This window comes from Sporosarcina sp. FSL W7-1349, assembly GCF_038003045.1.
Taxonomy (GTDB): domain Bacteria; phylum Bacillota; class Bacilli; order Bacillales_A; family Planococcaceae; genus Sporosarcina.
Map to the genome: position 1 here is coordinate 150,590 of NZ_JBBOOK010000001.1, position 14,168 is coordinate 164,757.

The following is a 14,168-nucleotide window of genomic DNA, read 5'->3' on the forward strand; positions in this document are numbered from 1 at the left end:
GTATTGATCCAGAGGGAGGCAGCATAGATGAAGAAAAGAATCGGTTTGGTACTGGCCGCTTTGTTCCTGGCAGGTTGCGGGACGGCGGAAAATAGCTCCGGCCTGGCACCGAAGGAAAAATCGGCTGGAAATGAGCGGGAGATTGTCGCGCAGCTTGAGCAGACTGTCAAGGAATCCAAGTTAAGGGAAGCTGCATTCAAGGAGCTTGAGGAAAATGGTCTTCTGGATGATCCGGAAATGAAGGAGGACTTGGCCGTGCAAGCTATTGAAGGTCCGGCGGTAATGGAGGCGCTGGACAGCGTCTATGGTGAAGAGGGGTACCGGAAAGAAGGCGTTCTCTTCTATGAAAATCAATCGGACAATGCGGCGCAACCGGGCATTTGGATAGGAATCCAAGATCCGGATGAACGGTTGGACAAGGTCGTGGATTTATTGCAGCAACAAGTGGATGCCGGTAAAATTCTGGCGAGTCCAATCCATTTTTACCGCAGCGCTTACACGGAAGACGACCTGCGGCAACTGCAGGATGACGTGCTGGAGGCAATCCAGCCGATGAATACCGGCCGCGGATCATTGGGCATATCAGCAGACGTGAAGACGGGGGATATTGAAATCTCTCATGACTTTTTGAAAGAGGGGCAGCAGGAAGAACTGCGGCATCAATTCGCAGACCACATCCTCCATTTCGAACAGACCGGGAGGATGGTTGCGGAGCCGGGCGAGCCGACAACGACTTATCCGGAGCAACAGTTTACTACTACCCCTTCCACTGAAGGCTCCTATATCATGGAAATCGTGGAAGGTCAGATGCTCGTCGTGGACGCAAAGCCGAGGGATTTCGGCTCGGGTGACTTTTACGACGCTGTCTATTACGGCTACCCCGACGCGGCAAACGATTTGAAGGTCGGCCAGCGGGTGAAGGTGGAGGCCAGCGGGCCAATCCTTGAATCGTATCCGGGGCAGGGGAGCGCCAAATATGTGGAAGTCCTGCCCGAGTATAAGCCGGAACAGGCAAAGTTGTCCGAATCGGAAGTCATTGGTAAAGTGATTCAACAAGCAAAAAAGAAATTAGAAGGCATGGTCATTATTCGATCGATTACATTTAATGAAAAAACAGCGAATTGGAAAGTAGAGGCAATGCAAAGTGGAGAGGATCAAGTAAGTGTAATTAAAATCCAGGACGAGTGACTATAGCGTTGAGAGCATTCCTATTGAATCAAAAGTCCGAAAGAATTACTGTTATAGTAAGGCTTAGGAAAATTCAATTTATGAAAAGGGGTATTAAACATGCGTAGCCATCTAAAACATTTTATTAATGGTGAATGGGTCGAATCCACCGGTTCAAACACAATTGACGTCATCAACCCAGCTACTGAGGAAGTGATCGGGCAAATCAGTGATGGAACAACAGAAGATCTTGATAAAGCCGTTGCAGCAGCCCGGGCCGCTTTTCCTTCTTTTTCCCAAACAACAAAAGAAGAGCGTATTCAACTATTAAATCGGATTGCTGATGAATATGAGAAGCGTAAAAGTGATATCGTCGAAGCGATCACACAAGAATTGGGCTCGCCGCTTTCAATGAGTGAAAAGTCTCACTACAAAATGGGATTGGGACATTTCCGTCAAGCAGCAAAAGAATTGGAAAGCTTTGAATTTACCGAAAGACGCGGGAATACGTTAATACGCAAAGAGGCAATCGGCGTTAGCGGTCTAATTACGCCATGGAACTTCCCGACAAACCAGACATCCACAAAGCTTGCAAGCGCTTTTGCCGCTGGAAGCACTGTTGTGTTAAAACCATCTGAGCTTACACCATTCGCTGCAATTATTCTCGCTGAAGTTTTTCAGGCTGCTGGCTTACCAAAAGGTGTCTTTAACCTTGTAAATGGTTTTGGCGAAGTCGTCGGAAATGGTATCAGTTCTCACCCAGATATTGATTTTGTATCCTTTACCGGTTCCGGAGCTGTCGGTCAAAAGATTAGTGAAAATGCCGCGAAAACGATCAAAAAAGTAGCACTCGAACTCGGAGGAAAATCACCACTTATTATACTGGAAGACTATGACATGAAAAAAGCGGCTAAAATCGCGGTTTCAAATGTCGTTTTCAACTCTGGCCAAGTATGTACAGCGGCAACAAGAACACTTGTTCCAAAATCGAAACACGATGAATTTATCGAAGCGGTGAAAGAAGTCTTGCCCGACTTTCGTGTTGGCGATCCACAAGATAGCAAAAGTTTCTTGGGGCCGCTTGTTTCTGAGAAACAGTACCATCGCGTACAAGGGTATATTGAGAAAGGACTGGAAGAAGGTGCTACGCTCATTGCAGGTGGAACCGGCAAACCAGAAGGCTTGGAAAAAGGGTACTTTGTAAAACCAACCGTATTTACGAATGTGCAAAATAGTATGGTGATCGCTCAAGAAGAAATCTTTGGACCTGTCATGTCAATCCTAGCTTACGAGAATCTTAATGAAGCGATTGAAATTGCCAATGATACGATATATGGATTAGCAGGTTATGTTATTGGGGAAGATGTCGAAACTGTGGAAAAGGTCGCTTCTTCCATTCGAGCTGGTCGTATTGTCGTGAATGGGGCCGCTCAAGATTTCTCTGCACCATTTGGAGGCTATAAACAATCCGGAATCGGCCGTGAATGGGGAGACTACGGCATTGAAGAATATTTGGAAATTAAATCGGTAGTCGGCATGCCGTCATAATTCCTTGAAATTCAGCTTATTTCCAGACTTTAATTTTGAGAGGTAATGATTAAAACTTTAAGCAAAGTCAGCTTCTATAACATCTGTTAGAGGTAACGAGCTCCCAATGGGAGCTCGTTTTTGTCCGACGGGCAGTTATAAAAAGGGATAGAATACATTGTGCAAAGGGCGGATGAGGGGTACACTGTATAATGGAATGAGACCGGCTTGCAACCCTTTCGGCCTGCGTTCCGTCTAAATAAATTAGCGCATTTATGCAGCAGAAAAATAGAAGAGGGGCAGTTCAAGAGAGAATGGAAGGATCAATATGTCATCGAATTTAGTTAAAGGCACTGCCATCTTGACGATCGGGCTCTTTCTATCGAAAGCGCTTGGTCTATTATATGTTATCCCATTTTACGCCATTGTCGGAAAAGAGAGCATTGTGCTTTATCAATACGCATACATACCGTATAATATCGCGCTTTCCCTTGCGATTTCGGGAGCGCCGCTCGCCTTTTCAAAATATACTGCAAAATATAATGCAATTGGCGATTATGCAACCGGTCGGAAATTGATGAAATCGGGACTGCTTGCCATGGCGCTCACCGGAATTGTTTCGTTTCTCGTTCTTTACTTTATGGCGGAGCCGATCGCTCATATGGTACGAAAAGATGATGAACAAATCTTTACGATCGAGGAAATCGCCTCGGTTATCCGCTGGGTCAGCTTTGCCTTGATTGTCGTGCCCATCATGTCCCTCGTACGGGGCTTTCTTCAAGGGTACCAAAAATTCGAACCGACATCCGTCTCCCAATTGGTGGAACAGATTGTCCGGATTTTATTCGTCCTTGCGGGGGCTTTCATCGTTGTCAATTTTTTGCATGAATCCCCTCGGACGGCAGTCAATTTTGCAGTATTTGCAGCATTTATCGGTGCGCTGGCGAGTCTCTTTGTCCTCTATTTATATTGGAAGAAGTACAAGCCGGAGTTCGATCATTTATTGGCCAATAGTCCGCCTGCCGCCAATGTGTCGTTCCGGAATATGTATAAGGAATTATTCGCTTATATTTTTCCGTTCATATTGGTCGGGGTCATTAATCCGCTTTATCAATTTGTCGATATGGTCACGTTCAATGAAGCGATGGTTTCCATCGGACTGGCCAAAGTTTCGGATATTTACTTATCGATGCTGAATTTCCTGACGCATAAGATTGTCATGATTCCTGTCATGGTGGCGACCGGATTTTCCATGGCGCTTATCCCCGTGATTACAAGTTACTATGCGAATCAGAATCAGAAAGGGATTGTCCGCTCCCTGGATCAGACGTATCAGATCATGCTGTTTCTAACAGTTCCGATGGTTATCGGACTGATTGTCCTGTCCAATGAATTTTATCTATTCCTATATGAAAAAGATGAAATGGGAGCGGCCGTCCTCGCTTATTATGCCCCGGTAGCCATCTTGTTCGGGCTCTATACAGTAACAGCTTCGATTTTGCAAGGGATCGACCGGCATAAGTGGATCGTCTTCACGTCACTTCTCGGGCTGTTATTGAAATTGGCATTGAATATCCCGCTCATTAAACTATTTGAGACGAATGGCGCCATTTTGGCAACGGCAATCGGATATACGGTTGCGGTCGGTACCAATATCGTTATCATTACGAAAACTTTGCAATACCGCTCCCAAATGGTGGTCCGCAGATTGATTCTAATCGGAATTTTGAATGCCATCATGTTAGCGGCAGTCCTGCTGACATTGAAGGTATTGAATCTGTTCGGCGGGGCAGACACCAAGATGCAGGCCCTTCTTTATATTCTAGTTTGCGCGGCAGTCGGCGCCGGCGTGTACGGCTATTTATCTTTAAAGGTCGGCCTTGCCCAAAAGCTGTTCGGTGCCCGTCTCAAGCGGTTGACATCGAAATTCGGTCTGTAGGAGGTCAATTCATTGCGATTGGATAAATTATTATCAAATATGGGATACGGTTCCCGCAAGGAGGTCCGGCAGTTGTTAAAGGCCGGCTCCGTCCGGGTCAATACTGAAACGATGAAAGATGCGTCGGCCCAAGTAGATCCGCATCAGGATGAAGTATCCATCCTTGGGGAGCGTGTCCTCTATAAGGAATTCATCTATCTAATGTTGCACAAGCCGCAGGGGGTCATTTCTGCGACGGAAGACGGGCGTGATCGCACGGTCGTCGATCTGCTCGATGCAGAGGACAGCCATTTCAATCCTTTCCCGGTCGGCCGATTGGATAAGGATACGGAAGGGCTGTTGCTGCTGACGAATGATGGAAAACTCGCCCATCATCTTTTGTCGCCGAGGAAAGAAGTGCCGAAAACGTATTATGCGCATATTTCAGGTTTCGTGACGGAAGAGGACGTGGTCAAATTTGCTGCTGGCGTCACGTTGGAGGATGGCTATTTGACGAAACCTGGAATGCTCAAAGTATTGAAGTCCGCTGAGAAATCGGAAATCGAACTGACTATTACGGAAGGGAAATTTCATCAAGTGAAGAGGATGTTCGAGGCGGTCGGGAAACGGGTCATCTATTTGAAACGATTATCAATGGGGCCGCTTCAGTTAGACGCCTCATTGCCGATCGGTGAGTATCGAGAGCTGACCGAAGAGGAATTGGAGTCGCTATTGGTGCTTGTAAACAAGGAAGAGAGCTGAACCCGTTCCAAGCGGCTCAGCTCTCTTTTTCTGTCTAGTTAAGCGCGGCAAACTATCGTGCAGTTATGAAGGTAATTTCACTTTCTTTGCTGTTGTTGTCCATTTACCGCGGACCGGGCTAGTGATGAGTTCGTTGTATTCCAGAACGTTCAAATCCCTTTGTACCGTGCGGTGAGTGATGCCAAATTCCTCGACCAAAGTGTCAGTAGTAACCGTACCGTTATCCAAGATGTATAGATAGACATCCTTGATGCGGGTAAGCATACGATCCGTAGTTGATTTCAATTTTGGACCACTCCTTCATCATCATTTTCCAAAAAACGAATGGACATGAGACTTATGAATGTTACTTGGCAATAGGTGAAGTTATTTTCCGAACCTGCACTTCCTTTAACTACTATATAATGTATCGGATGAATCTTCCGATAATATTAGTATAACGTATTTTTCAAGCAATTGCATAAATTAATTGTAAAAGAGCTGTAAATTATTGCGAAATAGTGATAGAGTGCACGCTGGTTGAATGAATATAGCGATTTAGGAAAGTTGGTTCTTTCTTTTATTGCCAGGACATGTGAAAATGTAAGATGTCGGATGAAGGTGCGCAGCAGTCCGATTTGAATACCGTTTACAAATAAAGAGAAGATAGATTTATATACAACTGTGGAGGGGAAAGAGAATATGACAGTCTATTTCGTGGATGGGCAGTTTGTAGAAAAGGAACATGTTTCGATTTCCATAGATGACCGGGGCTATTATTTTGGTGATGGCGTCTATGAGGTGATTAAAGTGTACGATGGAGAATTGTATACGAGCGAAGAGCATATTGCACGGCTGTTTGAGAGTGCGGCCAAGATCAAGTTGGCCATCCCTTATTCGGAAGCGCAGTTGATTGAGATGGCAAAGCAATTGGTCGTTTCCAATTCGATTTCGGTGGGCCATGTATACATGCAAGTGACACGCGGAGTTGCCCCGCGCGTCCACCAATTTCCGACTCCTGCAGTCGCGCCGATGTTCACGGCCTATGCCTTGGACGGTGCAAGACCGACTGAAGAAATGCAAAAAGGCGTCAAAGTGAAATCGGTCGAGGATTTCCGCTGGTTGCGCTGCGATATTAAGAGCCTCAATCTGCTGGCGAACGTCATGGCGAAACAAGAGGCGGTCGAGTCTGGTTGTAAGGAAGCGGTTTTTGTCCGTGATGGGTATGTGACGGAAGGCGCTTCGACGAATCTGTTCGGTGTGAAAGATGGTGTCCTCTACACACATCCCGCGAATAATTTCATTCTGAACGGGATTACACGGCAAGTCGTGTTGCGGTTAAGCCGGGAGTTGGGAGTGGCCGTCAGGGAAGAGCCGTTCACTTTGGAAGCAGCTTTAGTGATGGATGAATTATTCATGACATCCACGACATTGGAAGTGATGCCGATTATCCAACTGGATGATAAAATGGTCGGCTCCGGACGTCCAGGCGAGATCACTTTGCAATTGCAAAAAGCGTTTGCGTCTCAAATCTCGACAGTCGTGGCGGGTGCGTGAGGATTAGCGAGGGGTGAAAGTGTATGGCACAGTTGGTGAAATTGCTCGATTATATTTCACGCTATGAACAGGATCTTTCGCGGTATCCGACGCAGTTCATCCGCTTGAAGACATATCAATGGGATCGGATGAAACGGCTTTGGGAGCACGGGGAGGATCTGACCGAGTGGCAACAGGAGAAGGAAGACGTCGAAGAGCCGGAAGCAATACGATGGTACTCGCCCTTCCTTCGTCTTTTCGGCAAGAATAAGGCGGTCGGGGAAGAGGAAGTGCAAGAGGAAAAGACGGAGGAGGAAGAAGATCATTTCGGATTCAATCCGAACATCATCTACAATCCCGCGAATCTTCAGCAATTGCGCAAACTCTATTTAGATCAGCTTTTCCATTTCCAGATCAAATGGGCAAGCTCGACGCTGATGGACAAGTCAAGGGTGGATCCGCGTTATATGCGAGATCCGCTGTTGCGTAGCTTCGCCCAGGATTTGCCGGACAGTTTTTTATTGTTCTACTATCCGATCCTCGTCATTAAAAAAGCTCCCGTGGAACTCGATATCCTCTTGGTGACCCCGATCGAATGCCTCTGCATTACGGTGTTAGAGAGGGAGGATGTAGCGGCGTTCATCGGCGGGGGCGATAAATTCTGGACGAAGAAGCTCGGCGATAAAGAGTCGAAAGTATTAAATCCGCTTATCGCGTTGAACCGGATGGAGAAAATCGTGGCGGGCATCTTCAAGGCCAATGACATTGATTTCCCAATCAAAAAGTATGTAATCTCCCGGAATGGTTATATTGATTATCCAGGAACCGCATATGATGTCCAAATGATCGACCGGCGCAATTACGCCGAGTGGCTCGCGGCGATCAAAAGATCGTCCGTTCCGATGAAACATACCCAGTTCAAAGCCGCTCAGGCCATTTTGGACGTCGGTCAGACGACGGCGATGAGCAAACTGGTCGAGGTGGAAGAAGATCAGTTGAAGGAAGAAGAAATGTAATATAAAGGAAAGAGTGTTTACTTATGAGGCTTCGCAATAAACCATGGGCAAAGGATTTCATGCAGGAACATCCTGACGTATTGATCCTGGAGCCTGAACAATTGAAAAACGGTTGGCATTCGCAGTTTGGCAACGATCATCCGATCCATGTCGAGGTAGGTACAGGAAAAGGGCAATTCATCATCGGGATGGCATTGGCGAATCCTGACGTTAACTATATCGGTATCGAACATTTTGACAATGTCATTGTCTCCGCTTTGGAAAAGGCGATCGAAGCGGACAAACCTTCGAATTTACGCTTGGTTCGCGCCAATGGGGCAGATTTGGAAACGATTTTCGATAAGGGGGAAGTGGCCCGGATGTACTTGAACTTTTCGGATCCGTGGCCGAAGACGCGCCACGCCAAACGGAGATTGACACATGAGACATTTTTGCGCCGCTATGAATCGGTTCTTGTGCCGGGCGGGGAAATTCATTTCAAAACGGATAATCGGAAACTGTTCGAGTATTCGCTCGTATCAATGTCTGCGTACGGCATGACATTGCTGGATGTCGCATTGGATTTGCATGCCGACATGCCGGAAGAAAATATCATGACTGAATATGAAGAGAAGTTTTCGAAAAAAGGCCAACCGATATACCGGTTGGAATCAAAATTTGTTACGCTATAACAGATATTGCTTTGTTAATTCGAGCAATACCTACAGACACAAAGTAGCTGAGATGTAACTGATTTTGGGACAAAAGGGGATGTTAGGATGGACCGATTTACTTTTCACGGAATGGAATTGACATGGCTCAATGGTGGAATCAATTTCTTGGATGGGGGAACGATGTTCGGGGTAGCTCCGAAAGTGCTCTGGTCCCGGAAATACCCGGCAGATGAAAATAATTTGATCGAGCTGGTGAACCATCCGATTCTCATCCAATATGAAGGGAAGAATCTCCTGATCGACACGGGGATCGGGAAAGGGAAATTGGATGAAAAACAGAAACGGAATCTCGGCTTGACCGAGGAATCGAAAGTGGACGAACAGCTGGCGACGCTCGGCTTGAAGCCGGAGGACATCGATATCATCATGATGACCCATCTGCATAACGACCACGCGGCCGGCTTGACAGGTTGGAGAAATGGAGAATTAGTCTCGCTTTTCCCGAACGCCGATATCTATGTCACCCAAATTGAATGGGATGAGATGCGCAACCCGAATATCCGCTCCAGAAATACATATTGGAAAGAAAATTGGGAACCTGTGCAGCACCAAGTGAAGACATTTGAGGATAGCATCACGATTTTGCCGGGTATTGAAATGATTCATACCGGGGGACATAGCGAAGGCCACAGCATCGTCAAATTGACACAAAACGGGGAAACAATCCTGCACATGGCTGATATCATGCCGACGCACGCGCATAGTAATCCGCTTTGGGTGCTGGCGTTTGACGACTATCCGATGACTTCGATCTATGCGAAGGAACGGATCATGAAAGAAGCACTGGCTGGCGGGTATAAGTTCATCTTCTATCACGACGCAGTCCACCGCTTGGTCCAATGGGACGAAACCGGGAAAGAGATCATCGAATCCGTGCGAAGAACGCATTATTGAAATAAAGGGGATGGCCGGGAACGAGCGAAACGTATTTGCTTCCCCGGCCATCCTCTTTTCTATGATCCCTTTTTGTGAATGCCGATAACTTCCGGCAGATGTTGATGCTTTCGGACAAGTGCCGATAACATCATGTGAAGGCTGATAACTTAGAGGAAGAGCTGATACCTACGCACAAAAGCTGATAATTCCATGCAAACGTTGATAATTTCGTATAAGTGCCGATACTTCGTCTCACCCGCTGATACGTCCGCTCCCCGCGCCCATACTCTGTGTTCCACGCTTATACTTCCGCGTCCCGCGCCCATATTCTGTGTTTCCGCACTCATACCTCCGCATCCCGCACCAATATCCCTGCACACCACACTCAAATCTTCACGCCACGGGTCCCATCCCGCTCCCCAACACAAAAAAGCCGCTGCCTCCCACGGAAGCAACGGCTTTCTTAACTTCAATTCCGGACTAATTCCACGACAGTTCCCGTCTTGGCATCGGCAGCGAACTCGTACTGTTCCAACTCACCGTTTTTGATACGGGAGATGCCGCCGCGGTAGACATCCATTGTGATGACTTCATTCGTGAACGGTTCGGTTTTCATGACGATCCAGGATCCGTCGATCGGGCCCTCTTTTTTAAATGCATCTTTGACATTGCTCAAAACGGCATCTGCCGGGACATTACGATTTACTCGATCAATCGCTTCATTGACGACAATTCCAGCTGCGACTCCCGTCAAGACACCCGCAAGAAATTCTTTCATTTTCATACGACGTTCAGCCCCCTCGGTATCAGTTTGTCAATAAGTGTACCACATTTAGGGGCATGCCGTCGTGATAAATTATGATTTCCACGAGGCTGAGTGAAACAATGGTATCACAACGGCAGATGGACTACACTAAAAAGGAGATATCGACTTGGGGAGGCATGGACTCATGCAGAAAGATACGTTGGAAATGTTCAAGACTTTGACAGAGCTGCCTGGCGCGCCGGGCAATGAACAGCAGGTCCGCCGTTATATGAAGACGGAGCTTGAGAAATATTCGGATGACTTGGTTCAGGATCATCTCGGAAGCCTGTTTGGCGTCCGTCATGGAGATGAAGGGGCGCCCCGTATCATGGTGGCGGGCCATATGGACGAAGTTGGATTTATGGTGAGTGCCATCACTGAAAATGGGATGATCCGATTCCAGCCGTTGGGTGGATGGTGGAGCCAAGTGCTGCTCGCCCAGCGTGTTGAAATCATCACCGAAAATGGTCCGGTCGTCGGGGTGATCGGTTCGATTCCGCCCCATCTATTAAGTGATGCAGTCCGCAATAAACCGATGGATATCAAAAACATGCTGATCGATATAGGCGCCGATGACCGGGAAGATGCGAAAAAGATCGGCATCCGGCCGGGCCAACAGATTGTCCCGGTTTGCCCATTCACTCCGATGGCCAACGATAAAAAAATTCTGGCGAAGGCCTGGGACAATCGATATGGATGCGGTTTGGCCATTGAGTTGTTGAAAGAAGTCCATCAAGAAAAGTTGCCGAATCAGTTATACGCCGGAGCGACGGTCATGGAGGAGGTCGGCTTACGGGGTGCGCAAACGGCCGCCCGGATGATCGAGCCTGATCTGTTTTTTGCATTGGATGCGAGCCCCGCCAATGATGCGTCCGGTAAAAAGGACGAATTCGGACAGCTGGGCAAAGGCGTATTATTGAGAATTTTTGACCGCACGATGGTGACACATAGAGGCATGCGGGAATTCATCCTCGACACGGCGGAAACACATCATATTCCTTATCAATATTTCGTTTCTCCGGGCGGGACCGATGCCGGGCAGGTCCATATTTCGAATGAAGGCGTCCCGAGTGCTGTCATTGGCATTTGTTCACGTTATATCCATACAGCCGCTTCGATTATTCATACGGATGATTACGCAGCCGCCAAGGAACTTCTCGTCAAATTGGTCAAAGCTTGCGATAGAACGACAGTGGAAACGATAAAGAACAATGTGTAAAAAGATAGGAAACGCGATGGACTTTGTCATCGGATCGACAAACAAAGCAAAAGTGCAAGCGGCAACGGAAGTCATCCACGCACAATACCCTTCCGCCCATTTTGAGGCGCGAAATGTTGATTCTAGCGTATCCGATCAGCCATTCGGGGATGAAGAGACGATGGCGGGGGCAGTCAATCGGGCGATTGCAGCTGCCGGAACGAAAAGCGGCGCGATCGGGATCGGATTCGAAGGGGGCGTCCGGATGGTGGGCCGTCAGATGTATTTATGCAACTGGGGCGCCTTGGCTTTGCCGGACGGAAAAGTGTTCACGGCAGCGGGCGCGCAAATTCCGCTTCCATTGGAAATCGCCGAAAGATTGTTGGCAGGCGATGAGTTGGGTCCGGTAGTGGACCGCTATTTCCAAGCAAGTGGAATTCCCCAACGGGAAGGGGCAATCGGCATGTTTACCGCCCATCTCGTGAAGCGCAACCAATTATTCGAGCATATTTTATTACTATTGCTTGGCCAATTTGAATTTTCTGAGAATCAAAACTGATGGCCCGACGGTTGCAACTGCCTAGTAACAACTTTAAAATGAAGAGGGAAATCAAAATGATTGGGGGAAATTGAATGTTCCGTAATTGGAAATTCCTATTCCTAATAACGTTGTCCCTCATCCTTCTTGTTGGCTGTGGCAAATCACTGGATGATCGAGCGACGAATGGAATTGAAGTAGCCAGAGCCGCTTTTTTAGCGAATGCTAAGAAACCGACGGAAGAAACAGATGGAGTCCGCTATTTTAAACCTGCCGGGTTCGCTGTGACAGAGGATTCGGATGCTCAAAATATAGTGTTCAATAAAGGCAATGACACGTATATCCTATTTGTCAACCCGAACGAAGAAAGGGATAGCCAGCTTTTCTATGATCTGTTGCAAGCCGACCAAAACAAAGAGATTATCGGAGAGTCGACATTTGAGGAAGCTGGAAATTTCGGCTTTGCCGCTGTTTTGGAGGGTGGCAAGGATGAATTTGAATTGATCGCGAGTGTAGGCGGAGCGAAAATGACAACTGTCGCCAAGAAACGAGATATCGAAACGGACTTGGAGAAAATGATGGAAATCGTACGGTCGGTTGAGCAGGAGTAATTTGCTGCCAATCGACTTCTTCCTGTAGATGTTACAGAATGGAAAGGTGGATGGAAATATGAAATCCGAGCAACTGGTAGAACTGCTGAAAGAACGATTGCCATCCGAAAAGTTCACATGGCGATTTGACCGGAAAACCGATAAGGTGCGGCTGGAGCATACGGACTTGAAAAAAGGGATGGACATTTCACTCCCTGAAATACTAGCAAAGTATGAGGAGAAAAAAGACCAAGCGATCGAAGAGGTTGTTTATACAATCCGCGAAACGTTCAGTGCGATGGAAAAGGAAAGTGAGGAAGGCTTTGCTGGACAAACGTCCATTTATCCGGTCATCCGATCGACTTCCTTCCCATTGGAAACTTCCGCTGGACACCGTTTCTTGACAAAAGAGCATACGGCGGAAACACGGATCTATTATGCGCTGGATCTTGGGGCCACTTATCGGCTGATCGATGAAAATATGGTGGAATCGATCGGCTTGTCTGACACTGAAATTATGGAATCTGCTTTATTCCGGGTGCGATCCCTTCCGACTTCGATGAAAAAGGATGAAGTGTCCGGCAATATCTATTACTTCGTCAACAATAATGACGGATATGATGCAAGCCGTATATTGAACAGCGCATTTTTGAAAGAAATGGAAAGCAAGATCGAAGGTCATATGACCGTCTCTGTACCGCATCAGGATGTCCTGATCATCGGCGATATCCGCAATGACACAGGATATGACGTCTTAGCCCAATTGACGATGCAGTTCTTTACCGTCGGGGCGGTGCCCGTCACCTCGCTATCTTTCATTTACGAGGATGGAAAACTGGAGCCGATTTTCATCATGGCCAAAAATAGAGTGACGCGAAAGGAACGAAAGTGAAGATGAATATTTTCTTTAATCCGGCTGGGGTAGGCGATGTCCTGCTCATTCAATTTTCTGCGACGAAGCCGGCAGCCGTGTTGGCGAGACGGGAAAAAGATATAGCCTGGATCCAGGATGAAAAGACAGGGGAAGTGATAGGGGCCAACCTATTCCACGCCTCTACCTATATGGCGATCGAAGGAAAGGGAAATATCGAGGTATCTGGCGAACTTGTAGAACAACTTCAAAAAGCGATCCGTGCCAATGGTTCCGACTATACGCTGGACATCGACCTTTCCCCTAAGTTTGTCGTCGGCAAAGTATTGACGAAAGAAAAACATCCGAATGCGGATCGACTCAGTGTCTGTAAAGTCGATATCGGCGTGGAAACGGTACAAATCGTCTGCGGCGCACCCAATGTGGAAGCCGGTCAACATGTAGTCGTCGCCAAAGTGGGGGCCGTCATGCCATCCGGACTTGTAATACGGGATGCGGAACTTCGCGGAGTTCCTTCATCTGGAATGATTTGCTCCGCTAAAGAGCTTGCCCTTCCAAATGCCCCTTCTGAAAAAGGGATACTTGTACTAGGGGGTAATGAAGAACCTGGAACTCCATATCACTTGTCATGACTCAAAACGTACCGAACTGGTACGTTTTTCGTGTTTCTCG

At 47.4% G+C, this 14,168-nt stretch carries 15 protein-coding genes; 13 read left to right on the top strand and 2 right to left on the bottom strand.

All coding sequences use genetic code 11. The features are described 5' to 3' along the window. The first annotated feature begins 27 nt into the window (after positions 1-27). The 4 genes from MKY41_RS00795 to MKY41_RS00810 all read left to right on the top strand — a co-directional run bounded on the left by MKY41_RS00795 (position 28) and on the right by MKY41_RS00810 (position 5,374). Positions 28-1,188 carry a DUF3221 domain-containing protein gene (locus MKY41_RS00795; protein ID WP_340743241.1) on the top strand — a complete coding sequence of 387 codons (1,161 nt, stop codon included), beginning with the start codon at positions 28-30 and terminating at the stop codon, positions 1,186-1,188. A gap of 99 nt (positions 1,189-1,287) precedes the next feature. Then, complete coding sequence (locus MKY41_RS00800) at positions 1,288-2,715, top strand: aldehyde dehydrogenase family protein (protein ID WP_340743242.1); 1,428 nt, start codon at positions 1,288-1,290, stop codon at positions 2,713-2,715. A 307-nt stretch (positions 2,716-3,022) separates the two neighbouring features. Beyond that, the gene (locus tag MKY41_RS00805; RefSeq protein ID WP_340743243.1) at positions 3,023-4,633 is read left to right on the top strand and encodes a putative polysaccharide biosynthesis protein; all 1,611 of its coding nucleotides are present in this window, start codon (positions 3,023-3,025) and stop codon (positions 4,631-4,633) included. Between the two features lie 12 nt (positions 4,634-4,645). Then, a complete protein-coding gene (locus MKY41_RS00810; RefSeq protein ID WP_340743244.1) occupies positions 4,646-5,374 on the top strand; it encodes a pseudouridine synthase in 729 nt (242 codons plus the stop codon). 63 nt (positions 5,375-5,437) lie between these two features. Here the strand turns inward: MKY41_RS00810 and MKY41_RS00815 are convergent, their stop codons facing one another. Next, positions 5,438-5,659 (bottom strand): DeoR family transcriptional regulator, encoded by a 222-nt coding sequence (locus MKY41_RS00815; RefSeq protein ID WP_340743245.1) that lies wholly within the window; start codon positions 5,657-5,659, stop codon positions 5,438-5,440. A gap of 396 nt (positions 5,660-6,055) precedes the next feature. Here MKY41_RS00815 and dat point away from each other — a divergent pair, with 396 nt between their 5' ends. From dat to MKY41_RS00835, 4 genes are all read left to right on the top strand, one after another. After that, on the top strand, positions 6,056-6,910 hold the full coding sequence (gene dat / locus MKY41_RS00820) for a D-amino-acid transaminase (protein WP_340743246.1): 855 nt from the start codon (positions 6,056-6,058) through the stop codon (positions 6,908-6,910). A gap of 23 nt (positions 6,911-6,933) precedes the next feature. Then, the gene (locus tag MKY41_RS00825) at positions 6,934-7,905 is read left to right on the top strand and encodes a nuclease-related domain-containing protein (protein ID WP_340743247.1); all 972 of its coding nucleotides are present in this window, start codon (positions 6,934-6,936) and stop codon (positions 7,903-7,905) included. 23 nt (positions 7,906-7,928) lie between these two features. After that, positions 7,929-8,576 (top strand): tRNA (guanosine(46)-N7)-methyltransferase TrmB, encoded by a 648-nt coding sequence (gene trmB, locus MKY41_RS00830; protein WP_340743248.1) that lies wholly within the window; start codon positions 7,929-7,931, stop codon positions 8,574-8,576. 87 nt (positions 8,577-8,663) lie between these two features. After that, complete coding sequence (locus tag MKY41_RS00835) at positions 8,664-9,512, top strand: YtnP family quorum-quenching lactonase (protein ID WP_340743249.1); 849 nt, start codon at positions 8,664-8,666, stop codon at positions 9,510-9,512. Between the two features lie 451 nt (positions 9,513-9,963). On the opposite strand, the gene MKY41_RS00840 is transcribed toward MKY41_RS00835, so the two are convergent. After that, on the bottom strand, positions 9,964-10,278 hold the full coding sequence (locus tag MKY41_RS00840) for a hypothetical protein (RefSeq protein ID WP_340743250.1): 315 nt from the start codon (positions 10,276-10,278) through the stop codon (positions 9,964-9,966). A 166-nt stretch (positions 10,279-10,444) separates the two neighbouring features. Between MKY41_RS00840 and MKY41_RS00845 the strand changes: the two genes are divergently transcribed. The 5 genes from MKY41_RS00845 (at position 10,445) to ytpR (ending at position 14,128) form a co-directional block, all read left to right on the top strand. Beyond that, positions 10,445-11,518: a M42 family metallopeptidase gene (locus MKY41_RS00845; protein WP_340743251.1), complete on the top strand. Its 1,074-nt coding sequence runs from the start codon at positions 10,445-10,447 to the stop codon at positions 11,516-11,518. Then, positions 11,511-12,056, top strand: a complete 546-nt coding sequence (locus MKY41_RS00850) for a DUF84 family protein (protein ID WP_340743252.1) — start codon at positions 11,511-11,513, stop codon at positions 12,054-12,056. The genes MKY41_RS00845 and MKY41_RS00850 overlap by 8 nt, the downstream gene beginning before the upstream one ends. Before the next feature lie 74 nt (positions 12,057-12,130). Next, a complete protein-coding gene (locus MKY41_RS00855) occupies positions 12,131-12,646 on the top strand; it encodes a hypothetical protein (protein WP_340743253.1) in 516 nt (171 codons plus the stop codon). Positions 12,647-12,704: 58 nt separating this feature from the next. After that, positions 12,705-13,517 (top strand): DUF1444 domain-containing protein, encoded by an 813-nt coding sequence (locus MKY41_RS00860; protein ID WP_340743254.1) that lies wholly within the window; start codon positions 12,705-12,707, stop codon positions 13,515-13,517. Positions 13,518-13,519: 2 nt separating this feature from the next. Beyond that, complete coding sequence (gene ytpR / locus MKY41_RS00865) at positions 13,520-14,128, top strand: YtpR family tRNA-binding protein (protein ID WP_340745599.1); 609 nt, start codon at positions 13,520-13,522, stop codon at positions 14,126-14,128. The last annotated feature ends 40 nt before the right edge of the window (positions 14,129-14,168 follow it).